The 22,436-nt window shown below is 74.3% G+C and carries 21 protein-coding genes; 11 read left to right on the top strand and 10 right to left on the bottom strand.

Going from position 1 to position 22,436, the window contains the following annotated elements:
• Nucleotides 1-92: 92 nt before the first annotated feature.
• The 3 genes from LZ495_RS06195 to LZ495_RS06185 all read left to right on the top strand — a co-directional run bounded on the left by LZ495_RS06195 (nucleotide 93) and on the right by LZ495_RS06185 (nucleotide 3,805).
• The gene (locus LZ495_RS06195) at nucleotides 93-1,052 is read left to right on the top strand and encodes a LysR family transcriptional regulator (RefSeq protein ID WP_235050942.1); all 960 of its coding nucleotides are present in this window, start codon (nucleotides 93-95) and stop codon (nucleotides 1,050-1,052) included.
• A 94-nt stretch (nucleotides 1,053-1,146) separates the two neighbouring features.
• Nucleotides 1,147-1,929 carry a hypothetical protein gene (locus tag LZ495_RS06190; RefSeq protein WP_235050941.1) on the top strand — a complete coding sequence of 261 codons (783 nt, stop codon included), beginning with the start codon at nucleotides 1,147-1,149 and terminating at the stop codon, nucleotides 1,927-1,929.
• A 43-nt stretch (nucleotides 1,930-1,972) separates the two neighbouring features.
• Nucleotides 1,973-3,805: a sigma-70 family RNA polymerase sigma factor gene (locus LZ495_RS06185; RefSeq protein WP_235050940.1), complete on the top strand. Its 1,833-nt coding sequence runs from the start codon at nucleotides 1,973-1,975 to the stop codon at nucleotides 3,803-3,805.
• Between the two features lie 24 nt (nucleotides 3,806-3,829).
• Here LZ495_RS06185 and LZ495_RS06180 read toward each other — a convergent pair whose 3' ends face one another.
• The 8 genes from LZ495_RS06180 to LZ495_RS06145 form a co-directional block, all read right to left on the bottom strand.
• Entirely contained in the window at nucleotides 3,830-4,282 is a 453-nt protein-coding gene (locus tag LZ495_RS06180) for a universal stress protein (RefSeq protein ID WP_235050939.1), read from the bottom strand.
• A gap of 346 nt (nucleotides 4,283-4,628) precedes the next feature.
• Nucleotides 4,629-5,387, bottom strand: coding sequence for an SDR family oxidoreductase (locus LZ495_RS06175; protein WP_235050938.1), 759 nt, complete (start codon nucleotides 5,385-5,387; stop codon nucleotides 4,629-4,631).
• Complete coding sequence (locus LZ495_RS06170; RefSeq protein ID WP_235050937.1) at nucleotides 5,384-6,451, bottom strand: phosphotransferase family protein; 1,068 nt, start codon at nucleotides 6,449-6,451, stop codon at nucleotides 5,384-5,386. Before LZ495_RS06170 ends, LZ495_RS06175 begins: the two co-directional genes overlap by 4 nt.
• A complete protein-coding gene (locus LZ495_RS06165) occupies nucleotides 6,448-7,755 on the bottom strand; it encodes an acyl-CoA dehydrogenase family protein (protein WP_235050936.1) in 1,308 nt (435 codons plus the stop codon). The genes LZ495_RS06170 and LZ495_RS06165 overlap by 4 nt, the downstream gene beginning before the upstream one ends.
• 145 nt (nucleotides 7,756-7,900) lie before the next feature.
• Nucleotides 7,901-8,689 (bottom strand): AMP-binding protein, encoded by a 789-nt coding sequence (locus LZ495_RS06160; RefSeq protein WP_235050935.1) that lies wholly within the window; start codon nucleotides 8,687-8,689, stop codon nucleotides 7,901-7,903.
• Between the two features lie 72 nt (nucleotides 8,690-8,761).
• Nucleotides 8,762-9,907 (bottom strand): acyl-CoA dehydrogenase family protein, encoded by a 1,146-nt coding sequence (locus LZ495_RS06155; RefSeq protein WP_235050934.1) that lies wholly within the window; start codon nucleotides 9,905-9,907, stop codon nucleotides 8,762-8,764.
• Nucleotides 9,904-10,641, bottom strand: a complete 738-nt coding sequence (locus LZ495_RS06150; RefSeq protein ID WP_235050933.1) for a TetR/AcrR family transcriptional regulator — start codon at nucleotides 10,639-10,641, stop codon at nucleotides 9,904-9,906. The genes LZ495_RS06155 and LZ495_RS06150 overlap by 4 nt, the downstream gene beginning before the upstream one ends.
• A gap of 253 nt (nucleotides 10,642-10,894) precedes the next feature.
• Nucleotides 10,895-12,802 (bottom strand): albusnodin/ikarugamycin family macrolactam cyclase, encoded by a 1,908-nt coding sequence (locus tag LZ495_RS06145; RefSeq protein ID WP_235050932.1) that lies wholly within the window; start codon nucleotides 12,800-12,802, stop codon nucleotides 10,895-10,897.
• 356 nt (nucleotides 12,803-13,158) lie between these two features.
• Here LZ495_RS06145 and LZ495_RS06140 point away from each other — a divergent pair, with 356 nt between their 5' ends.
• From LZ495_RS06140 to LZ495_RS06115, 6 genes are all read left to right on the top strand, one after another.
• Nucleotides 13,159-14,682 carry an NsdA family TPR-like regulatory protein gene (locus LZ495_RS06140; protein ID WP_372498527.1) on the top strand — a complete coding sequence of 508 codons (1,524 nt, stop codon included), beginning with the start codon at nucleotides 13,159-13,161 and terminating at the stop codon, nucleotides 14,680-14,682.
• Nucleotides 14,683-14,740: 58 nt separating this feature from the next.
• Nucleotides 14,741-15,373, top strand: coding sequence for a hypothetical protein (locus LZ495_RS06135; RefSeq protein WP_235050930.1), 633 nt, complete (start codon nucleotides 14,741-14,743; stop codon nucleotides 15,371-15,373).
• Nucleotides 15,374-15,475: 102 nt separating this feature from the next.
• A complete protein-coding gene (gene lhgD, locus LZ495_RS06130; protein ID WP_235050929.1) occupies nucleotides 15,476-16,699 on the top strand; it encodes an L-2-hydroxyglutarate dehydrogenase in 1,224 nt (407 codons plus the stop codon).
• Between the two features lie 94 nt (nucleotides 16,700-16,793).
• A complete protein-coding gene (gene trmB, locus LZ495_RS06125) occupies nucleotides 16,794-17,588 on the top strand; it encodes a tRNA (guanosine(46)-N7)-methyltransferase TrmB (RefSeq protein WP_235050928.1) in 795 nt (264 codons plus the stop codon).
• Between the two features lie 118 nt (nucleotides 17,589-17,706).
• Nucleotides 17,707-19,314, top strand: a complete 1,608-nt coding sequence (locus LZ495_RS06120) for a PrsW family intramembrane metalloprotease (RefSeq protein ID WP_235050927.1) — start codon at nucleotides 17,707-17,709, stop codon at nucleotides 19,312-19,314.
• A gap of 125 nt (nucleotides 19,315-19,439) precedes the next feature.
• Nucleotides 19,440-19,928, top strand: a complete 489-nt coding sequence (locus LZ495_RS06115) for a YcxB family protein (RefSeq protein ID WP_235050926.1) — start codon at nucleotides 19,440-19,442, stop codon at nucleotides 19,926-19,928.
• Between the two features lie 9 nt (nucleotides 19,929-19,937).
• On the opposite strand, the gene LZ495_RS06110 is transcribed toward LZ495_RS06115, so the two are convergent.
• Both LZ495_RS06110 and LZ495_RS06105 read right to left on the bottom strand, forming a co-directional pair.
• Nucleotides 19,938-20,192, bottom strand: coding sequence for a hypothetical protein (locus LZ495_RS06110; protein ID WP_235050925.1), 255 nt, complete (start codon nucleotides 20,190-20,192; stop codon nucleotides 19,938-19,940).
• 210 nt (nucleotides 20,193-20,402) lie between these two features.
• Nucleotides 20,403-21,191 (bottom strand): SDR family NAD(P)-dependent oxidoreductase, encoded by a 789-nt coding sequence (locus LZ495_RS06105; protein ID WP_235050924.1) that lies wholly within the window; start codon nucleotides 21,189-21,191, stop codon nucleotides 20,403-20,405.
• A gap of 102 nt (nucleotides 21,192-21,293) precedes the next feature.
• Between LZ495_RS06105 and LZ495_RS06100 the strand changes: the two genes are divergently transcribed.
• Both LZ495_RS06100 and LZ495_RS06095 read left to right on the top strand, forming a co-directional pair.
• The gene (locus LZ495_RS06100) at nucleotides 21,294-21,824 is read left to right on the top strand and encodes a nuclear transport factor 2 family protein (RefSeq protein WP_235050923.1); all 531 of its coding nucleotides are present in this window, start codon (nucleotides 21,294-21,296) and stop codon (nucleotides 21,822-21,824) included.
• Between the two features lie 125 nt (nucleotides 21,825-21,949).
• Nucleotides 21,950-22,372: a hypothetical protein gene (locus tag LZ495_RS06095; protein WP_235050922.1), complete on the top strand. Its 423-nt coding sequence runs from the start codon at nucleotides 21,950-21,952 to the stop codon at nucleotides 22,370-22,372.
• Nucleotides 22,373-22,436 lie beyond the last annotated feature (64 nt).

The raw sequence follows: 22,436 nt of genomic DNA, 5'->3' as shown, positions 1-22,436 counted from the left end.
TGACCCGCCCCGGACGGGGCCGCGGCGACCCGCGCGACCGGCTTCGCCGACGCGCAGGAGCCGCGGCCCCGACTTAGGATCGACGTCATGCAATGCGCACTTCGGCACACACCCCCGAAGCGGCGAATGCCATGAACTTCACCCTGGTCCAACTGCGTTATTTCGTGGCCGCCGCGCAGCACCGCAGCATGACCGGGGCCTCCCGCGAGCTGATGGTGTCGCAGTCCGCGATCTCCGCGGCGATCGCGCACCTGGAACGCGAGTTCGGCGTGCAACTGCTGGTCCGGCACCACGCCAAGGGCCTGTCGCTGACCACCTCGGGCGAGCGCTTCCTCGGCGAGGCGCGCGGACTCCTCGGCCACGCCGACGAGATGGCCGCGAGCGCCAAGGCGTTCGGCGGTTCGCTGCGCGGCCGGCTCAGCCTCGGATGCGCGGACCCCATCGCGCCGTTCTGCCTGCCGCCGCTGCTCGCCGAGTTCGCCGCCCGCTTCCCGGACGTCGAGGTCCGGATGGCCGACGGCGCGGACGACGGCAGCCTGCGCGACCGCCTCCTGGAAGGCGGCTGCGAACTCGCGCTGATGTACGACCTGGGCAACGGCGCCGAGGCGCTGGACGGGGAACTGCTGGCCCAGGTGCCGCCGCACGCGATAGTGCCGCCCGGCCACCCGCTGGCCGGCGAGAAGTCCGTCTCGCTGCACGCGCTGGCCGGCGACCCGCTCATCCTGCTGGACCTGCCGCACAGCCGCGACTACTTCGCCTCGCTGGCCCGGCGGGCCGGGGTCAGCCCGCGCATACGCTTCCGCAGCCGCAGCACCGAGCTGGTCCGGGCCCTGGTCGCGGCGGGCCAGGGCTTCGCGATCCTCAACCACCGCCCGGCCACCGACGCCACGTACGACGGCGGCCGCGTGGTGGCGCTGGAGCTGACCGACGACCTGCCGCCGCTGCCGCTGATCCTCGCGCAGGCCCGCGGGGTGCGGCCGACCCGCCGGGCCGCCGCGTTCGCCGCGGTGTGCCGCGAGTGGTTCCTGCGGCCCCCGCTGCGGGCCACCTGAGAGCACACCCGGGGGCCATCTGGTGTGACGTGGATCACATGAAGTCACCCGCGGGACCGCGTCACGATTCCCGGTCTGCCCACTCTCACTGAGTATGACCGCGAACCCTCAGCACCCCGCGAACCCTTACACCTCCGCCGACCGGCCCGGCACCGCAGAGGACCGGCACATCGCCTGGCTGCTCGCCGAGTGGCGGCGGCGCAGCACCGCGGCCGGCTGGCCACGGTACGCACCGTGGCTGACCGCCGGGGCCGAGGCCGCCGTGGCGGCGTTCTTCCGGCCCGGCCGGATTCGCGGCGCCTGCGAGCAGCTGGCCCGTGACCGGGCCGACGCCGACATCCCGCTGCTGGCCGCGCTGTCCGACCTGGACCTGCTGTTCCTGACCGCGGTCGGGCGCGGCGCCTCGGACTCGGTGGTGTCCGGCTACGCCGCCGCCCGGCACGCCCGGATCCCGGTGGTCGAGGGCTACGACCCGGTCTCCGAGCTGCCCACCGAGGCCCTGCTGCGCCGGCACCTGATGCGCCGCGGGGCCGCCGAGCCGGCCGGCCGGCCGGTCGTGGTGGCGGTCGAGCCGCAGATCGGCGCGTACCCGGCGCACGAGCGGCTGCGGCTGACGCTGCTGGTCGCCCAGCACGTCATGGAGATCTTCGGGACGCCCGCGCACCTGCTCGACGACGGCCGCCTCGCCGTCGCGGCGGACCGCACCGACGCCCTGCCGGCCCTGGTCCACCTGGCCGCCCTGGCCCCGTACGACCCGATCGTGGCGGCCACCGGCCACGCCTCGGTGCCGACCCTGCGGCCGTCCTTCGTGCACATCGAGCAGGACTGGGCGGACGGCGGCGCGGGCGGCCGCCGGGGCGGGCTGCGGGTGGCGTGATCCCGGCGCCGGGGCCGCACCGGCGGCAAGTGATCATGGTCGGATGAGGGAGCACGACGCGCCGGACGGCACCGAGGACACTGCGGCGCCGCCGGACGCGGAGCTCGTGCTGCGCACCCGCGGCGGCGACCGGCAGGCGTACGCGCTGCTCTACGCCCGGCACGTCGACGCGGTCCGCCGGGCCGCGCGCCGCTGCGCCCGCGACCGCGACACCGCGGAGGACCTGACCGGCGAGGTGTTCACGCGCGTCCTGGAAGTGCTGCGGGCCGGCGGCGGCCCGCGGGAGGCGGTCCGCGCCTACCTGCTGACCACCTTGCGGCGGCTGGCGGTCGAATGGTCGCGCACCGGCCGCCGCGTCGTGCCACTGGACGAGTCGGCGCAGGACCTCACCGAGCGCGGCACGCCGTCCGACCCGCTGGCGGCCGGACTCGACCACGCACTGGTGCGCCGCGCGTACGCGTCGCTGCCGGAACGCTGGCAGGCGGTGCTCTGGCACACCGCCGTCGAAGGGGATCCGCCCGCCCGAATAGCCCCGCTGCTCGGGGTCTCGCCCAACGCAGTGGCCGCGCTGGCGGTACGGGCGCGCGCAGGCCTGCGCCGGGCGTTCCTGCAGGCGCACGTCAACAGCGCTGCCACGGCGGCGGAGTGCCGCGTGCATCTGGGGCGTATGGGTGCGTTCCTGGACGGTGCCTTGGGTTTGCGGGCCCGGCACGAGATGCAGCGGCATCTGTCCGGCTGCCCCGAATGCCGCGAGCTGCGGCGGGAGTTGGACGACATCGGCCGCTGCATGCGGGCGCTGGTCGCCCCAGCACTGCTGGGCGGTGCGGGGCTCATGCTGCTCCCGGGCGGGACCGCGGCCGGCGGAGCCGCCGCCGCGGCGGGTGCCGGCGCAGCCAGTGCAGCCGCGGCAAGTGCCAGTGCAGCAGGTGCCGGTGCGGCAAGCGCAGCAGGAGCAAGTACGGCAACTGCCGCCGGCGCCGGCGTGACCCTCGGCGGGTTGGCCTCCGCAAGCACGGTCGCAGGCGCCGGGCTCGCCCTCGCCGGCGGAGCGCTGTACGCCGCCGCACTGCTGCCGCCGCTGCCCGGCCGCGAAGCCCCGCCCGCGGCGGCCTCCGCGCCCGCGACTCCCCGCAGCGGCAAACCCGGACCGCCGCACCGGCCGACCGCGAACGGGCCCGGTGCGAAGCCCTGGGCGTCCGCTTCGCCCCTCCCCCACACCGGCCGGCCCTCCGTGTTCCCGGCTATTCCGCTGCTCCCCGCGCAGTCCGTCGAGAGCACGCCCGGCAGCCCGCCGGACACCCGCACCGCGCCGAACACCTCGGCCACGACCCCCGCGCGGGGTCCGTCCTCGACGTCCGCGCCGCCCAGCAAGGCCGTGCTCCCCACCCTGCCCGACCCGGGTCTCGCCCCGGCGACCGACGACAGCGCCGACGAATTCTGGTGGTACCGCCTGGAGGACATCTGGCGGGAGTCGGAGACGAACGGCTGGGGGCCGGTCGAACTGGCGTCCAGTAACGGCGGCAGCGGCATCTGGGACGGCCGCACCATGCAGATAGCGGGCAGGCCTTACTACGGCGGCGTCGGTGCGCACGCCGCCTCGCGCATCGTGGTGCGCCTCGACGGCGAGTGCTCGGCGTTCACATCCGCCGTCGGCGTCGACGACGAGACCGGCGGGCGCGGCTCGGTGCGCTTCCAGGTGTACGCGGACGGCATCCTGCTGGCCGATTCCGGCGTGCGGCGCGGCGGCGCCCCCGCGGTCCCGGTCTCGGTCGACCTGACCGGGCGCCGCATGCTCGAACTCCGGGTCACCGATGCGGGCGACGGCAACGGCGACGACCACGCGGACTGGGCGGACGCCCGGCTGCGCTGCACGTGAGCGGCCGCCGCGCCCCGGTCGGCGCTACTCGCGGACGACGAGCACCGGGCACGCCGAGTGGTGCACGATCGCGGTGCTGACCGAGCCGAGCAGCAGCCGCGAGAAGCCGCCGGTGCCGCGCGAGCCGACCACCACCAGCACATGGCGCTCGGACAGGCCGAGCAGCACCTCGGTGGCGGTCCCGGAGTAGATCTTGACGTGCAGTTCGCCCTCGAACGGCTGGTCGCGGCCCCGGTTCACGTCCCCGACCATCGCCTCGGTCTCGCCGCGGACCGCCTCCAGCGCGGCGTTCATGTCCTCGACGTAGACCGACCCGGGCGCCATCGCCGCGTAGGCACCGGCGGGAGGGGCGGCGCCCACCACGTACAGGGGCAGCCCGCGCAGCTGCGCCTCGGTCATCGCCCAGTCCAGCGCGCGGCGCGCCGGATCGGACCCGTCGACGCCGACCACGACCCCGCGCGGCTCGTCCTGTGTCATGGGTGGCCCTCCTCGTCGCCCGATCGGCGGCGCCGAAGGGTCGGAAGGGCTGGTACCGCAAAATGGTCAATTCATCACATTTACCATCACGCGTAGGCCGAGGATCACCCGCCCGGCCGCGCAGCGCGGCGGCGAAGGGGTCATGGGAAGGGCGCCCCCCGGCGGACCCTTGCCCATGACCGGCCTCGGTTCCCGGTCGGACGCCGCTGCGCTGCCCGCCGGATGCCCGCAGGCTATCCGGCGCTTGTTAGGAGCAGATGACGTCCTGATGACCAGTACGCGGCGTCCGTCCCCGTGTCCGGCCCCGCGTACGGCCCGCGTCCGGCCGCCTCGGCGGGTGCCGCGCTCAGCCCACCCCGCCGGCCAGCGAGATGCCGCCGTCGACGACCAGCGTCTCGCCGGTGATCCACGACGCGTCGTCGGAGAGCAGGTACGCGGCCGCCTTGGCCACGTCCTCCGGCACACCCAGCCGCTTCATCGGATAGGCCGACGCGGCCTCCTCCTCGCGCCCCTCGTACAGCGCCTCGGCGAACCGGGTCTTGACGACCGCCGGCGCCACCGCGTTCACCCGGACCGCGGGGCCGAGTTCGGCGGCGAGCTGCCGGGTCATGTGGATGAGCGCGGCCTTGCTCACGTTGTACGCCCCGATGAAGGGGCCGGCCACGATTCCGCCGATCGAGGCGACGTTCAGCACGCTGCCGCCGTGCTCGCGCATCCATGCCGTGTACGCCGCCTGCGTCCAGCCCAGCGCGCCGACCGTGTTGACCTCGAAGATCTTGCGCACCGCGGAGAGGTCCGCCTCGATCAGCGGCCCGAAGTGCGGGTTGATGCCCGCGTTGTTGACCAGCACGTCCAGCGAGCCGAAGGTCTCCACGGCGGCCGCGACCGCCTCGGCCCGGTGCTCGGGGTCGTCCGCCTTGCCGGCCACCGCGATCGCCCGCCCGGGGCCCCCGAGCTGCGCGACCGCCTCGTCGAGCGCCTCCTTCTTGCGCGCGGTCAGGACCACGTTGGCACCGCACGCGGCCAGTTCGGCCGCGATGCCCAGCCCGATCCCCCGGCTCGCCCCGGTGACCAGCGCGGTCTTCCCGGTGAAGTCGACCGTCATGACACGAACTTCCCTTCCTCGAGGACGCTGCGGGCCTTCGCCGCGAGACCGGCCAGGCCTTCCCTGCTGAACCGCGACGCCCCGCCGTCGCCGGCCTGGTCGCCCATCGCGCCCGCGGTGTAGCGGTCCAGCACGCCGGCCAGGATGCAGGCCAGCCGCCAATAGGCGAACGCGGTGTACCAGGCGATGCCGGACAGGTCCCGGCCGGTGGCCGCCGCGTACCGGGCGCAGAACGCGGCGCGGTCCGGGAAGCCCTCCGAGGCGGTGCCGTCGGACGGCAGCAGCTCGGCGGCCTCGCCGCGCTCGACCCAGTAGACGAGCGTCGTGCCGACGTCCGCGAGCGGATCGCCCAGCGTGCACAACTCCCAGTCCAGGACCGCGCGTACGGTGCCGTCCGGGCCGATGATGCAGTTGTCGAGCCGGAAGTCGCCGTGCACGATCGTGGCGCCCTGCTGCTCGGGGACCGACGCGGCCAGCGCGGCGTGCACCTCGTCGATCTCCGGGATGCCGGGCACCCGGGTGGCATCCCATTGCCGGTGCCAGCGCCGCAGTTGGCGGCCGATGTAGTCCTCGCGGCGGCCCAGGTCGCCCAGCCCCACGGCATCGATGTCGACCGCGTGGATCGCGGCGAGCGTGTCGGCGAGCTGCTCGCCGGCCCGGCGCCGCCCGGCCGCATCGAGTTCCCGGGTCGCGGCGGCCTCGTTGCGCAGCACCGCGCCGTCGACGAACTCCATGACGTAGAACGGCGCCCCGTTGACGGAGTCGTCCGGGCTCAGGCCCACCACCGGCGGCACCGGCACCGGGGTCCGGTCCCCGCCGAGCGCCGCCAGGATGCGGTGCTCGCGGCCCATGTCGTGGGCGGTGGCCAGCACATGGCCGAGCGGCGGGCGGCGCAGCACCCACTGCGGGCCGCCCTGGTCGGCGACCACGTACGTCAGGTTCGAGTGCCCGCCGACGACCGGGGTGAAGGCGAGCGGCGGGGCGAGGGACGGGACGCGGGCGGCCAGCCAGCCGGTGACCGCGTCCGCGTCCACGCCCGCCGGAGCAGGGGAGAGCTCGGTCACGCGTCGCCCTCCGCGGTGTCGAGCAGGGCCGCGAACTTCTTGCGGGCCTCCTCGCGCCGGGTCGGCACGTGCTCGGTGGGCACGTCCGCCGGACGGTAGTTGCGCAGCACCTGGCGGGCCACGCTCACGCGGTGCACCTCGTCGGGGCCGTCGTAGATGCGGGCCGCTCGCGCGTAGCGGTACATCTGCTCCAGCGGCAGGTCGGTGGAGAACCCGAGCGAGCCGTGGATCTGGATGGCCCGGTCGATCACGTCGTACAGCACCTGCGCGCCGTAGAACTTGATCGCGGAGATCTCGGTGCGCGCGGCCGGCGCGCCGTCGCGGTCCATCCGCCAGGCCGCGTGCAGCGTCATGAGCCGGGCCGCCTGGATGCCCGCGTACGAGTCGGCGATCCAGTTCTGCACGGTCTGCTTCTCGGCCAGCAGCGAGCCGTGCGCATAGCGCGACAGCGCGCGTTCGCACAGCATGTCGAGCGCCCGCTGGGCCTGCCCGAGCCAGCGCATGCAGTGGTGGATGCGGCCCGGGCCGAGCCGCAGCTGGGCCAGCTTGAAGCCGTCGCCCTCGTGGCCGACCAGGTTCTCGTAGGGCACGCGCACCGCGTGGTAGCGGATCTCCGCGTGGCCGCCGAACCCGTGCAGGCGCTCGGTGCGCCCCGGGTCCTCCAGCGTCGCCACGTCGCGCACGATCTCCACGCCCGGGGTGTCCGCCGGGACCACGATCATGGAGGCCCGGCTGTGCGGGTTGGCCTCCGGGTCGGTGACCACCATGGCGATGAGGATGTCGGCGACCGAGCCGTTCGAGGTGAACCACTTGTGGCCGTCGATCACCCACTCGTCGCCGTGCCGCACCGCGCGGGTGGCCAGCAGCGTGGGGTCGGAGCCGGCGGTGTCCCGCTCGGTCATCGAGAACGCGCTGCGGATGCGCCCCTCCAGCAGCGGCTCCAGCCACTTCTCGCGCTGCCAGGTGCGCCCGGACGCGGCGATGCCGTGCGCGAGCAGCTCGGCGTTGCCCGAGTCGGGGGCGTTGTTGCCGAACACCACCGGGGCGTACGGGGTGCGCCCGAGGATCTCGTGCATCAGGCCCAGCCGGACCTGCCCGAAGCCCTGGCCGCCCAGGTCCGGCGGCAGGTGCGCGGCCCACAGGCCGCGGGCCTTGACCTCCTCCTTGAGCGGAGCGGTCACCGCGCGCATCGCGGCGTCGTCGAGGTCGACCGTTTCCAGGGGTTCGATCTCGGTGCGGACGAATCCGCGCATCCACTCCAGTTGTTCCTCGAACTCCGGTTCGGTGGAGAAGTCCCAGGCCATTCGTGCCCATCCCCTCGCTGATCGGTGCAGGTAGGTCGCGGGTCGTCGCAGGCGCCGCGGGTCGTGCCAGGTATTCAGACAGCAGCGTCGCAGTCGTCGCAGTGGTCGCGGGTCGGTCAAGGTGTGCGGCAGCGGCTCCGGGCGCTCACCCCGCCGCGGCGTACGGTCGGGCCGGGCGGCCGGGGAAGGCCAGCGAGCGGCCCGCCTCCAGCGCCGCGAACTGCATGAGGTGCGGCAGCAGCCGGTGCAGCGGACCGACCGTGACCGCGGGCCCGGGCAGCCGCCCGGGGTCCGTGCCGCGCGGCCCGGAGACGCCGTGCAGCGTGCCGAGCCGCAGGGCCGCCCGGCCGACCTCGGCGTGCGTGAGCGGCCGGGCCGGGCCGTGCGTCGCGGGTGCCGCGCCGCGGTCGAACAGCGCCACCGCGGATGTGGCGACGCGCTCGGCGTACGGCCGCACCGCATCCCGGTCGGTCGGCTCCGCCCACGACGTCAGCACCTGCAGTCCGCCTTCCCGCAGCACGAACATCTCCTGGGGCGGATCGGCCGCCCCGCCGGTGGCCCGCGCCACGGTCATCGCGTCCGCCGGGCCCTCCACGAACACCATGCGCGGTGCGGTGCCGCGCAGCGCGCGGTGGCACGCCGCGATCCCCTGGCCGGGCGGCATCGGCACCGTCGCCGCCCCCGCGGCCAGCACCGCGAGGTCCAGCACCGTCCACTCGACGCACGGCCGCACCATGACGCCGATGCGGTCCCCGGGCAGCACGCCGCCGGCCATCAGCCCGGCCGCCACCGCCACCACCCGGTCCTCCAGCTGCCGCCAGGTCAGCGCGCGGTCCTCGGGCCCGGCCGGGCCGCGCCGGTACGCGGCCAGGCGCTCCGGCCAGTGGTCGGCGGCGCGCCACAAGGAGGCCAGCAGGTTGCGTGCATGCTCCACGACGGTCCCCTCCCGCCGGAACCGGCCAACGGTAAGCATCGTCGTGCACCCGGATCGGGGCGTGAAGACCCGTCAGACCCCGAGCGAGCGCCCGATGATCTCCTTCATGATCTCGTTGGTGCCGCCGTAGATCGCCTGCACGCGGCTGTCCACGAAGGCCTTGGCGACCGGGTACTCCATCATGTAGCCGTACCCGCCGTGCAGTTGCAGGCAGCGGTCCACGACGCGCTTCTGCAGGTCGGTGGTCCACCACTTGGCCTTCGACGCGGCCACCGCGTCCAGCTCGCCGTCCAGGTGCCGCATCACGCAGTCGTCGATGTACGTGCGGGCGATGTCCAGTTCGGTGGCCATCTCGGCGAGTTCGAAGCGGGTGTTCTGGAACGACCCGATGGGCTGCCCGAACGCGGTGCGCGTCTTGCAGTACTCCAGCGTGTGCTCGAACACCGACTCGGCGCCGGCCACCGCGGCGGTGGCGATGCCGAGCCGCTCCTGCGGCAGGTTGTGCATGAGGTGGTAGAAGCCGCGGTTCACGTCGCCGAGCAGGTTCGCGGCCGGCACCCGGACGTCCGAGAAGAACAGCTCGGCGGTGTCCTGCGCCTTCATCCCGACCTTGTCGAGGTTGCGGCCGCGCTCGAAGCCGGCCATGCCGCGCTCCACGACGAGCAGGCTGATGCCCTTGCTGGCCTTGGCCTCCGGGTCGGTCTTGGCCACCACGATCACCAGGTCGGCGTGGATGCCGTTGGTGATGAAGGTCTTGGCGCCGTTGAGCACCCAGGCGTCCCCGTCGCGTACCGCGGTGGTGCGGATGCCCTGCAGGTCGCTGCCCGCGCCCGGCTCGGTCATCGCGATCGCGGTGATGATCTCGCCGGAGCAGAAGCCGGGCAGCCAGCGCGCCTTCTGCTCGTCGGTGGCCAGGTCGTTGAGGTACGGCGCCACCACCTCGTTGTGCAGGCCGAAGCCGACGCCGGACGCCCCGGCCCGGACGATCTCCTCGGACAGCGTCATGAGGTAGCGGAAGTCGCGCACCCCGCCGCCGCCGTACTCCTCGTCCACGTCGATGCCCAGCAGGCCCTGCTTGCCGGCCTTGCGCCAGAGCTCGCGGTCCACGATGCCGGCCTTTTCCCACTGCTCGTGGAACGGCACGATTTCGCGGCGGACGAACTCGCGGGCACTCTCGCGGAACGCGATGTGCTCGGGCTCGAGATGGCGGTCCCTCATGACTGCTCCCCCTGACTCGGCTCGGGTGTGCGGTGCGGCGCGGACGGATTGCCGACGTTCTGGTGGTGCACCGCGGCCCGCAGGGCGTCGACCTCGCGCTGGAGGTCGGCGGCCATCTCGGCGATGAGCGCGGCACGGTCGAGGGCGGCGCCGGGGGCGCCGGCCGGCGGATGGTCGCGGCGCAGCAGCCCGCCGAGCGCGAAGCGGGCCAGCATGGCGGCCAGTTCGTGCGCCTCGTACTCGCCGTCCGGCCGGTACCACTTGAACATCCAGTTGCACATGCCGATCGCGGCGAAACCCGCGATCTTGGGATCGACGGGCAGGAACTCGCCGCTCGCCACGCCTTCCCGGACCACGGTGCGCACCGCGCTGTCGACGTCGCGCTTGAACTTGGCGAACACCTCGCGGGCGCCGTCCGGCAGCTGGTCCTCGTCGCGGAAGCCCAGCCGGTACAGGTCGAGGTCGCGCGTCAGGCCCAGCACGTGCAGTTCGATCATGCGGCGCAGCCGGACCGAGGCGGGCTCGTCCAGCGCCACGACCGCGTCGATGCGGTCCACGCCGACCCGGGCCCAGTCCTCGAAGATGGCCCGGACCAGGGCGTCCTTGTTCGGGAAGTAGTGGTAGAGCGCGGCCTTGGAGACGCCCAGCTCGTCGGCGATCTCCTGCAGGGTCACCGCGCCCAGGCCGCGCACCCCGAACAGCCGGGTGGCGGCGGCGCGGATCTCGTCGCGCATCAGGCGGTTCCGTGGCGGCATCGTCAACCCTGCAGTAGGAATTCCGACTCGATGGTCGGATGCGTCGGATGCTAGGCGCGGCACCGGTCCGGATCAAGGGATGGCGGCAAACCGTGGGACCGGCCCCAACACCCGCCCGGTCCGCATCCGGTCGCGTCCGGCCTGCTCGTGCGGGCAGCGCGAAGGCCCGGCCGGCCTGCGGCGGCAGGCGGGCCGGGCCTTCGGTCCGATGCGGTGCGGAGCGCGCGGCGTGTCAGGCGACCGCGGCGATCACCGAGCCCGCGGTCGCGGTGCTGCCCCAGCGGGCCGCGCGGCCGGCCGCGACCGCGCGCAGCCACAGCTCGGCGCCGACCACGTCGGCGAACCCGCCCAGGAGTTCGCCCGGATCGCCGGCCGCCGCGCCCTTGCCCAGGACCGGCCGGGTGGCGCGGTCCAGGGCGGCGCGCAGCGCGTCGGCGTCCAGGATCCCGATCTCGCCGAGCAGCGGCGCCGCGAACAGGTCGCGCAGGTCCGCGGCGTTGCGGCGCAGGCCGCGGATCTCCGACTGCGTGTAGTCGCCCTTGCCGGTACGCGAGAGCGCGGAGCGCGGCACCAGGCCTTCCACCGCGGTGTGCAGCAGTGTGCGCGGTCCGTCGCCGCGGCCGCGCGCCCAGGCGGGCAGTGCGAGCCCGGCCCGCACCACCGCGTTGTCGAGATAAGGCGCGCGCATGCGCACCCCGGAGTCCTCGGCCAGCTGCTGCATGACGCGGTGCCGGTCGGCGGAGCGCCGCACCGCGACCCACGACGCGCGGTCGCCGGGCCGCCGATGCACCGACGGGTCGCCGGGCCGGGCCGCGGTCTCGGCCGTCTCGCGGGCCAGGGCGCGCAGGGCGGCGGCGACTTGGTGCCGGGCGTCGAGCGTGGTCCAGGCCGCGGCGGGCGCCGGGCCGACCCAGCGGATCAGCGCGTCCGCACCGCCGCGCGGGAGGCCGGGGCCGGACTGCGTGAGCATCCCGGCGAGTTCGCCGAGTGCCTGGTCGAACGTGGTGCGGCCGACCCGCCGCGCGGCCGCGGACAGGTCGCCGGGGCGGAGCCCGGCCACCTTGGCCCAGGACCGGGCGTGCCGCATGGCGGCCACCGGATGCCGGTCCATGGCGAGGTCGGCGAGGTAGGCGAGCGGCGTGCCGAGCACCGCGTCGCCGCCGTAGCCGGTCAGGTGCACGTCGATGCCCGCGCCGCGGGCGGCCTCCAGGTGCCGCAGTGTGCGGGCCGCGGTGACCAGCGGGGCGGCCGGGTCGTCGGTGGCGGGCGGCACGTCGAAGGCGTCGGCCAGCCGGGCGTACGGCAGGCAGTCCGGATCAGCCGGCACCAGCACGTGGCGCAGCCGGGCGGACGCGGTGGCGACCCGGGAGGCGTAGTCGACGTCGTCCTGGGCGCTGGGGTCCGCCCAGGTCAGCGCGACGACTTCGTGCATCGTGGCGCGGGCCGCGAGCAGCGACAGGACGGTCGAGTCGCGGCCGCCGGACAGGTCGGTGCCGGCCTTGCCGGCCGCCTCGACGCGGCGCCCGACGGCGGCGGTCAGGGCATCGCGCAGCGCCGCGGCGGCCGCCGGGAAGTCCAGCGGCGCGGCGCCCTGTTCGTGCAGCCGCAACCGGGTCTTGGCGCCGGCCAGCTCCAGGGTGTGCCCCACGTCGAGGCGCTCGATGCCGGTGAAGAGCGAGCGGCGCTCCGCCAGTTCGGTGACCTCGGGGCAGGCGATGCGGGCCGCGAGCAGGTCGCGGTCGATGCGCGCGCCGGTGAGGTCGGCGAGCGGAAGGGCGTGCGAGGAGTAGACGACGCCGTCGCCGTAGGGCGCGTAGTAGAGCTGGCGCAGGCCTGCGAGGTCGCCGAGGACCAGCGTGCGGCGGCCGAGCCGGAGCACCACGTGGTAGCTGCCCGGCCAGCAGGTGAGGTGCCGCAGGCCGCCGCCGCGGGCGACCGCGAGGCCGACCTCCAACTCCGCGTCGGTGGCGCGGCAATCGCCCAGGACCGCCATGCGCACCTGGCCGCGTGTGAAGGTCCGCACTTCGTCGGCGGGCCAGTCACCTACCAGCCACAGCGGGTCGGGACCGTCCCACAGGGCGGTCGAACCGTCCGGACGCGGCGCCGTGTGGCTGCCGCTCGTGCCCGCGAACCAGCGCATGTCAGATCCCCCTGTACCGCGGTCCTCCACGGCGCCGGCTCCGACCGCCGGTCGCCGACCCTTTCAGTGAAGCAAGGTTAGGCAACCCTGTGCAGAGCGCATGAACAGGCGCACAGGCACACGGTACCGGCGCACGACGCACCGGTGCGCCCGACTCTCTCTCTTTTGTTCGAATTACCCCTGATGGTCCCTGGTTTTGACACCCCATCAGCTACTTGATGCGTACCGTTCCGGCGCGATCCGTACACCCGCCGGCCGCCATTCGTCCGGTTGCCCCATTCCTTGGGATTCCTCTTACCCGTACGGCAACCGCCCGTTACCCTGAGTGGGACGGAGGTCGCCTTTGGGGGCAAGCCATGCGCAGTGGTCCTAAGCGCGACGGGTCAGGGCAAGCCGCCCTCCGACCCGCGGCGGCGCCTGCCCGCCTGCCCCGCGCACTGCCGCGCCCGCGCGAGGCCCGCCCGGTGCCCGAACCCCCGGACCACACCGGCCGGTCCGCGGCCGCCCGCGGCCCCAACGAGCGCCTCGGCGGACTCCTGGTCCGCGCCGGGGTCAGCAACGCCGGCCTGGCGCGCCGGGTCAACGACCTGGGCGCGGCCAGCGGCCTGACCCTGCGGTACGACAAGACGTCGGTGGCCCGCTGGGTCGGCAAGGGCATGACCCCGCAGGGCCCGGTGCCCCACCTGATCGCCGCCGTGCTGGCCGAACGCCTGGGCCGGCCGGTGCCGTTGGACGAAATCGGGCTGGAGGAGAGCGGCCCGACCGACCCGGAGCTCGGCCTGTCCTTCCCGCGCGACCTCTCCGAAGCCGTCCTCAAGGCCACCGACCTGTGGAGGCACGACCACGTGAACCGCCGCGAATTCCTGACCGGGACATTCGCCGTCACCGCCTTCGCGACGCCTCTGGCGCGATGGCTCATCACCCCGGCGGACGCACTGGCCGAACACCGCGGCACGGACCGCAAGGTCGGCCAGGCGGATGTGGCAAAGCTCCGGGAGGCGGCGGCCGAGGCACGGCGCTGGGACAGCAAGTACGGCGGCGGCGACTGGCGCGCCTCCATGGTGCCCGAATGCCTGCGCGCCGAGGCCTCGCCGCTGCTGCGCGGGACCTACCAGGACGCGGTGGGCCGCCAGTTGTTCGGCGCCACCTCCGAACTGTCCCGGCTGGCCGGCTGGATGGCCTTCGACACCGGGCAGCACGAGATAGCCCAGCGCTACTACATCCAGGCACTGCGGCTGGCCCGCGCGGCCGCCGACGTGCCGCTGGGCGGCTACGTGCTGGCCACCATGAGCCTGCAGGCCACCTACCGCGGCCACCCGCAGACCGCGGTGGACCTCGCGCAGGCCGCGGTGGAGCGCAACCGCGGCATCGCCACCGCCAAGGTCACCGGCTTCCTGCACCTGGTCGAGGCCCGCGCGCACGCCCGGGCCGGCGACCCGGCCGCCTGTGCGCGCTCGCTCAACGCCGCCGAGACCCATCTGGAACGGGCGCGGCCCGGCGACGACGACCCCGAGTGGATCGACTTCTTCTCCTACGACCGCTTCTGCGCGGACGGCGCCGAGTGCTACCGCGACCTCAAACTGCCGGACCAGACCCGGCGCTTCACCGCGGCCGCGCTGGCCGGGCAGAGCGAGGCGTTCGTGCGCTCGCACGGCCTGCGCCTCGCGGTCGGCGCGCAGGCCGAACTGGCGGCCGGCGACCTGGACGCCGCCTGCGGCGCCGGGCTGCGCGCCCTCGCGGTGGCCCAGCGCGTACACTCCGCCCGCAACACCGCGTACGTCCGCGACCTGGTCACCGGCCTGCAGGCGGCCCACCCCCGCGAGCCGGTCGTGCGCAGCTTCGCCGACCAGGTCCGCAACAGCATCGGCATCACCGCCTGACCCTCCGCCGGCCGGAAAACCGCGTGCATTCCCTTGGGGCGTCCGGACAATCGGGCCCATGGGCATCGACATCACCGGGTACATCGAGCGCTTGACGCCGTACGGCGGCAACGACGGGGACACACCGTCCTGGGATTCCGTCATCGCCCTGAGCGAGCTCTACCTGGGCCGCGACTACGACGCCTTCGGCTGCCTGTTCGGCGTCGCCAACCACGCCCGGTTCCGCCCGGTGGCCGCGGAACGCGGCCTGCCCGCCGACACCTCCTCCGCCGTGCGCGCCATATACGACCGGGACCGGGGATACGGCGCGGCGTCCGCTTTCTCCGCCACCTGGGTCGGGTGGCCCGAGCTCCGCGACATCGACTGGGAGGAGCCCGCCGAGGGAGTCGACGCGCGCGTCACGGAGTACGTGCGCACCGAGACCGGACTGCGGCCGCTCGGCAAGGCCGCGTGGAGCCGCGCGGTCGCGGACAGCCTCGGCACCGGCTTCGGCGGCTCGTACGCCGACCGCCTGCCGCGCGAGGAGACCGAATGGACTCACGGCGACATGGTGTTCCGGACAGTGCTCATGCGGCGCCGCGACGCCATCCCGGCCGGCTCCGAGTGGCAGCCGGTGTGGGACGTCATGCGCGCCCTCGCGCAGGTGCACGGCGACGACGGCGTGCGGCTCGTCGTGTGGTTCCACCGCTGACCGCCGCCTGCCTCGTCCGGGGGAACCGGGGCTGATCCGGCGGGCCGGGCGCGGCCCGTGCGGGATACTGGGGGCGTCCGGTGCGGCGAAGGCGGGGAGTTCATGCTCAGGTACGACGTGATCGTGATCGGCGGCGGGATCGTCGGTCTGTCCACCGCGTACGCCCTGACCCGGCGCTCCCCCGGGACCACCGTCGCCGTCCTGGAGAAGGAGACCTCCTGGGCCGCGCACCAGACCGGCCGCAACAGCGGGGTGATCCACTCCGGGCTCTACTACAAGCCGGGCAGCCTCAAGGCCCGCTTCGCGGTGCAAGGCGCCCGCCGGATGGTGGAGTTCTGCAGCGAGCACGGCATCGCGCACCAGGTGACCGGCAAGCTCGTGGTGGCCACCGATCCGTCCGAACTGGGCCGGATGAAGACGCTGTTCGAGCGCGGCGAGGCGAACGGCGTCCCGGTGCAGGAGCTGACGCCGGAGCAGATCCGCGAGCACGAGCCGAACATCCGCGCGATCGCCGGATTGCACGTCGGCACCACCGGCATCGTCGACTACGCGGAGGTCTGCCGCACGCTGGTCGACCTGCTGCACAAGCACGGCGTCTCGCTGCGCACCGGGGCAGGCGTCACCGCGCTGGCCGTGCACCCGCGCGAGGTGGTGGTGCAGACCCGGCTCGGCGAGGTGCGCGGCCGGGTGGTGGTCAACTGCGCGGGGCTGTACAGCGACCGCATCGCGGCGATGGCGGCCCGCGCCGAGGGCGGCGCGCCGCCGCCGGTGCGCATCGTGCCGTTCCGCGGCGAGTACCACGAGCTCGCGCCGCACCGCCGCGGTCTGGTCAACGGCCTGGTCTACCCGGTCCCCGACCCGGCGTTCCCCTTCCTCGGGGTGCACCTGACCCGGGGCATCCACGGCGATGTGCACGTCGGCCCGAACGCGGTGCTCGCGCTGCGCCGCGAGGGCTACTCGTGGGCGCAGGCCAGCCCGCGCGAGCTGGCCGCGACGCTGGCCTACCCCGGCATGTGGCACATCGCGAAGCGGCACTGGCGGTACGGCGCCGGCGAGATGCTGCGCTCGCTCGCCAAGCCCGCGTTCACCAAGGCCGTGCAGCGCATGCTGCCCGCGGTGACCGCCGACGACCTGGTCCGCGCCCCGGCCGGAGTGCGCGCCCAGGCGGTGCGCCCGGACGGCGAACTGGTCGACGACTTCCTCTTCACCGGCGGCGAGCGCATCGTCAACGTGCTCAACGCCCCGTCCCCGGCGGCCACCGCGTCGCTGCCGATCGGCGAGGAGATCGCCGGCCGCGTGCTGGACCGGCTGGCCCCGGTGGTCTGAGCCGGGCCGGGGCCGCGGGCTCCCGTAGCATCGAAGGGTCCGCGTGGCCTCGCCGCCCGCACCCCGCCCTGCCCCCGAGCCGACGGTCTTCTCCATGTCCTCCCCGTCTCCCGCAGTGTCCCCCGACACGTCCGACGCGCCCGGCGCGGCCCGCAAGCCCGGTTCGCCGCCGCCCGGCACCGAGTCCACCCTGGTGCCCGACCCGTTCGGCGGGCCGCCCACCGGCACGGTGCGCTCCTTCCACCCGCGCCGCGGCCGGCTCAGCCCGCAGCAGCAGGACGCCATCGCCCGGCTGTGGCCCACCCACGGGCTCCGGGTGGACGGGACGCCGCTGGACCCGGCCGCACTGTTCGGCAACGGCAAGCCCGTGGTCCTGGAGATCGGCTTCGGGATGGGCGAGGCGACCGCCGCGATGGCCGCCGCCGAGCCGGACGTGAACATCCTGGCCACCGACATCCACACGCCCGGCATAGGGAATCTGCTGCACCTGGTCGAATCCCGCGGCCTGGACAACGTGCGGCTCGCCGAGGGCGACGCCGTGGTGCTGCTCACCGACATGCTCGCGGCCGGCTCGCTGGCCGGGATCCGGGTGTACTTCCCGGACCCGTGGCCCAAGTCCCGGCACCACAAGCGGCGCCTGATCCGGCCCGGCTTCGCCGCGCTGGCCGCGTCCCGGCTGGCCCCGGGCGGCACGCTGCACTGCGCCACCGACTGGGCGCCGTACGCCGCCTGGATGCTGGAGGTGCTCTCCGCCGAGCCCGCGCTGGCCAACACCGCGCCGGACGGCGGCTACACGCCGCGCCCGGGGTGGCGGCCGCAGACCAGGTTCGAGCGGCAGGGCCTGGCCAAGGGCCACGAGGTCGCGGACCTGGTCTTCCGCCGCATCTGACGGCCGCTCCGAGCAAGGGGGCGGAGCGCCGCGGACCGGTCGATCATGACCGGAACCGGCCCGGCTTTTTCGGTCAAGGAAACGAAGTGGTCGGCACTCCCGGCTATCGTCACACCATATGGACGCACCCGATCACGCACCGATCGCCCCGGTCCCGGACCGCGGCGGCCGCATGGCTGCCCGCCTCCGCGTGTTCTTCGCGCGCCCCCGCAACCGCGTCGCCGCCCTCGCCCTGCTGTTCGCGGCCTGCTGGATCACCGCCGCGGTCAAGATGGTCGAGGCGACCGGCTTCCTCGGTCTGGCCATCGGCCTCCCGCTCGCCGCGCTGCCCGTGCCGCTGGTGGTCGGGGTCTTCCTGCTGCTCGGCAAGGCGCGCCCGCAGCCGTGGCCGCACCTGGCCTTCGCGCTGTCCTGGGGCGCCGGGGCGGGTGCGCTCGCCGCGCTGTACGCCAACACGTGGTCGATCGACGCAATCGTCGACCGGTCCGGCGAGGAGCAGGCCGAGCTGCTCGGCCTGACCGTGGTGGCGCCGTTCGTCGAGGAGGCCACCAAGGGCGCGGCGCTGCTGCTCCTGCTGTTCTTCCGGCGGCACTGGTTCCGCGGCCCGCTCGACGGGCTCGTGCTGGCCGCGACCACCGCGGCCGGATTCGCGTTCACCGAGAACGTCCTGTACTTCGGCCGCGCGTTCGTCGAGGGCAGCGAGCAGGGCGAGGCGGCCGCGCAGACCTCCGCGACCTTCCTGGGCCGCGCGATCCTCACCCCGTTCGCGCATCCGCTGTTCACCGCCGCCACCGGGCTCGCGCTCGGACTCGCGGTGCTGGCCCGCAAGCGGTCCGCCGCGGTGCTGTTCGGAGCGGCCGGGTACCTGGTCGCGGTCGGCCTGCACTCGGCCTGGAACGGCGCGGCCTGGAAGAGCACCGTGGACGAAGCGCCCGAGCTGATGCTGCTGGTCTACTTCGTGGTGATGGCCCCGCTGCTGGCCGGGGTGTTCGTGCTGGGCGGCAAGATGCGCCGCCGCCAGCTCGCCGCGGTGTCCGCCCAGCTGCCCTGGTACGTCCAGGCCGGCTGGTTCACCTGGAACGAGCCCTTGGTGCTCGGCTCGATCGCCGACCGGGACCGCCAGCGCCGCGCCGCAGCCGCGCTGTACGGACGGCCCGGCGAGCTCGCGCTGCGGCAGTACCACTGGAACGCCACCGCGCTGGCCGAGCTGCGCGAGCGCGCCACCCGCGGACGCGTGACCGAGGCCGAGTTCACGCCGCAGGAGCGGGACCTGCTGGACAAGCTGTGGGCCGCCCGGGCCGCCCTCGGCCAGGTGCTCACCCGCACGATGCCGCTGCCGCGCTGGACGCCGCAGCCGGCATACGCACCGATGCCCGGAGCGCAGTGGGGTCCCCCGCAGCACCCCGGCGCACCGCAGGGCTGGGGGGCGCCGCAGGGCTGGGCAGCTCCCGGCGCGGGCGTCCCCGGCGCAGGCTTCGCCGGCGGCGGTGCCGGCGTCCCGGGCTGGGGTCCGCCGCCCGGCTGGGGCGGCACCGCGCCGTGGCCCGCGCAGTACGTCCCCGGCGCGCAGCCGGGTGCCCTGCCCCCGGGCGTCCACCCGGCGGCCGCCCTGCCCGCCGCGAACGGCGTCCCCGATCTCCCCGGCGCGCTCGCCGCACCCGCCGGGAATGCCGAGCCCGAACCGTACGCCCCCTGGCCGCCGCAGCGCCCCGCCCCGATGCGCTGACCCCGCCGGCGAGCCGGGCCGCCCGGCAGTCCGGCCGGCGCAGGCGCTTCGGCCGGAGCGCACGGGCCATGGGACCATGGTCCCCGCCGCCCGCCGCGCCGGCAGGCCCGACTGGAGATCCGCCCGTGCACATCACCGCCAGCTACATTCCGACCGAGCACGACATCGCGGACGGCGTCGTCGCGTTCCGCCGGGGGCTGTTCCGCGGTCTGACCGCGGGCGGCGCACTGCTCGTCGGCCTGGGCCTGGTGGTGCTGCTCATCGAGGCGCTCGAAGGCGCGCTCGCCTTCTGGCCGTTCGTGTTCCTGGCATTCGGCGGGGCGATGCTCGCGCTGCGCTTCTGGGCGCCGCTGCAGGCCGCCCGGCAGAACAAGCACATGCACGGCGACGTCTGCGAAGTGACGCTGACCGACGAGGTCTACCGCTCGACCATAGGCGCGAACCGGGCGGAGATCCCCTGGACCACGTTCCGCAAGCTGCGCTCGGTGGACGGCCAGTGGATCTTCGAGTTCAACCCGGCGCAGGCCATCATGGTGCCGCACCGCATCTTCAGCGCCGAGGAGAACGCCGTGATCGGCGGCTTCCTGCAGGACCGCCGCACGTCCCGGCGCTGACCGCCCGGCCTACCTGCGCTCGATGGGCCGCACCGCGTAGTCGCCGCGCGCGCGGGCCCGGTTCTCCCGGTCCATCTGCCGGGCGATCACCACCTCGAGTGCGCTCCACCCGCAGCCGAGCAGGAACAGCGCGGCGAACAGCAGCGCCACGATCCACAGCCACGAGCCGGCGATCACCGCGAACGCCGCGACCATCGCGGCGACCAGCATCAGCGCGAAGAAGACCACGGTCAACGCCGCCGCGTCGCCCGCGCGTTCCGACATCCGGTTCCGCCCCACCGGAGTCCCCCTCCCCGACCGCACCGGACCCCTCCATCCGCTGGTCTGCCCGGAAATACGCGGGCATACGCGCGGGAGCGTACGAGGTTGCGCGGATTCGACGAGCTTGGCCGGATTGGCCGGTCGGCGGGGACACCTGGGGCACCGGCCGCCCCGACCGGGGCGGCCGGTGCGGCCGAAGCGGCCGACAGCTCCCTACGGCTCCAGGACGACCCCCGAAGTCACGTGCGTGACCGTGCCGGTCATGCCCCGCGAGCGCGGCGAGGCCAGGAAGAGCACCGCCTCGGCGATGTCCTCGGGCTGCGTGATGCGGCGCAGCGCGGCACTCGCGGCGAACTCCTCGCGCACCGCCTCGGCGGTCATCCCGCGGCGCTCCGCGACCTCGCCCAGGTACGCGGCGAGCTTGGCGTTGTCGGTGTAGCCCGCGACGACGACATTGACCCGGATCCCGTCCCGCCCCACCTCGCGGGCCATGGTCGCCGAGGCGATCTCCATCGCCATCTTGGTCGACGCGTACGCCGCCATGTACGGCAGCTTCATGCGCGGCGCCTCGGTGCTGATCTGCACGATCGAACCGCCGCCCGCGGCCCGCATATGCGGCAGCGCCGCCCGGCTCACCTCCAGCACGCCCAGGACGTTCACGTCGAAGGCCCGCCGGAACTCGTCGCGGTCCAGGTCCTCGACCCGGCCCGACGGGTTGTACGTCGCGACGTTGACCACCGCGTCGACCCGCCCCAGCCCGTCCGCGGCCGCCGCGACCAGCGCATGGCACGCGTCGCGGTCCGCGATGTCGGTGGGCACCGCGAGCACCTTGCGCCCCGTCCGGTCCGCCACCGACGCCGCCAGCTCGCGCAGCGGCCCTTCCCGGCGCGCGCCGAGCACCAGGTCGGCGCCCTCACCGGCCAAGGCCAGCGCACTGGCCAGGCCGATCCCCTCGCCTGCCCCGGCGATCACCGCCACACGTCCCGCAAGGCTCCCGGTCATGCACGACACCCTTCCCGACTGCTCTTTCTTCCGCCTCAATCCGGTATCAAGGAACTGACGCATCATCAAGATCGATGCGCGACGCGACGGAACGGAGCAGGCATGGACGAGGGCGCACGGCGCGACGTACAGAGGCTTCTCGCCTACGAGGAGATCCGGCAGCTTGCCGCGCGCTACGCCCTCGCGGTGGACAGCCGCGACCTGGACGCCTTGTGCGGGCTCTTCGTGGACGACGTGCGGGTCACCCGCGAGGAGTCCGGGCGCGACGCGCTGCGGGCCTCCTTCGCCGCGCAGCTGCGCCCGCTGGGCGTCACCATCCTGAACGTCGGCACGCACGTCATCGACCTGCTCGACGAGGACCACGCCACCGGGCACGTGTACTGCAAGGGCGAGATCCAGGAAGGGCCGCGCTGGATCCACCAGGCGATCCTGTACCGCGACGTGTACGAGCGGCGCGGCGGCCGCTGGCTGTTCGTGCGGCGCCGCCACGACCTCTGGTACGGCGCCGACGTGGGCGCGAACCCCATCGGCCTGCCGCCCGCGAACTGGCCGGAGCACTCCGCCGGGTCGGGCACCGTCCCCAGCCTGTGGAAAACCTGGCAGGACTTCACCGCGGACGACCAGCCCTCCTGAATCCGGCAAATCAGGAGGTTTCTCTCCGCCTCTCGGCGCAACCCGATTTGGCTGGTATACGTATTTGACTCATGGAACCGGCCGTCTGGCCGGCCGCCTGACGTCAGCAACCAGAGGGGCAGCGCGTGATCCGGTACCGACTCCGGGTGGACTTCTACCAAGACGTCCCGGAGGACCGGCCCCCGACGGGGTACGTCGGCTCTCTGCTGTCCGGCGACTTCGCCGGGCCCGCCCTCCCGCGCAGCGGCGACTCGGTCTCCGCGATCCCGCTGGGCGGCGCGTACGTCGGCCCGTGGACCGGGGGGCCGTACATGATGGTGCACCGCGTCGAGCACCACCCGGTGCCGGTCGACCTCGAAGGCCACATAGTCGAGTGGTGGGAGCAGTACCCGCACCCCTCGGTGCACGTGGTGGTGCGCGCCGAGTGGCCCGAGGACGAGAAGACCGAGCACGAGCTGATGGACGTGTACGACGCGCAGGGCTGGACCTCGTTCCCGGCCGGCCCGGAGAACCCCTTCGTGGCGCCGGTCGACATCGCGCAGTTCTGAGCCCGCGCGCGTGCCCGGGCGGGGGCCCCGGCCGCGCCCGGCGCCGGCCGGGGAGGGGGGGGTG

Source organism: Yinghuangia soli (assembly GCF_021502675.1).
GTDB lineage: Bacteria > Actinomycetota > Actinomycetes > Streptomycetales > Streptomycetaceae > Yinghuangia > Yinghuangia soli.
The sequence above is the reverse complement of the archived record's forward strand: the minus strand, read 5'-3'. Positions and strand labels throughout refer to the sequence as shown.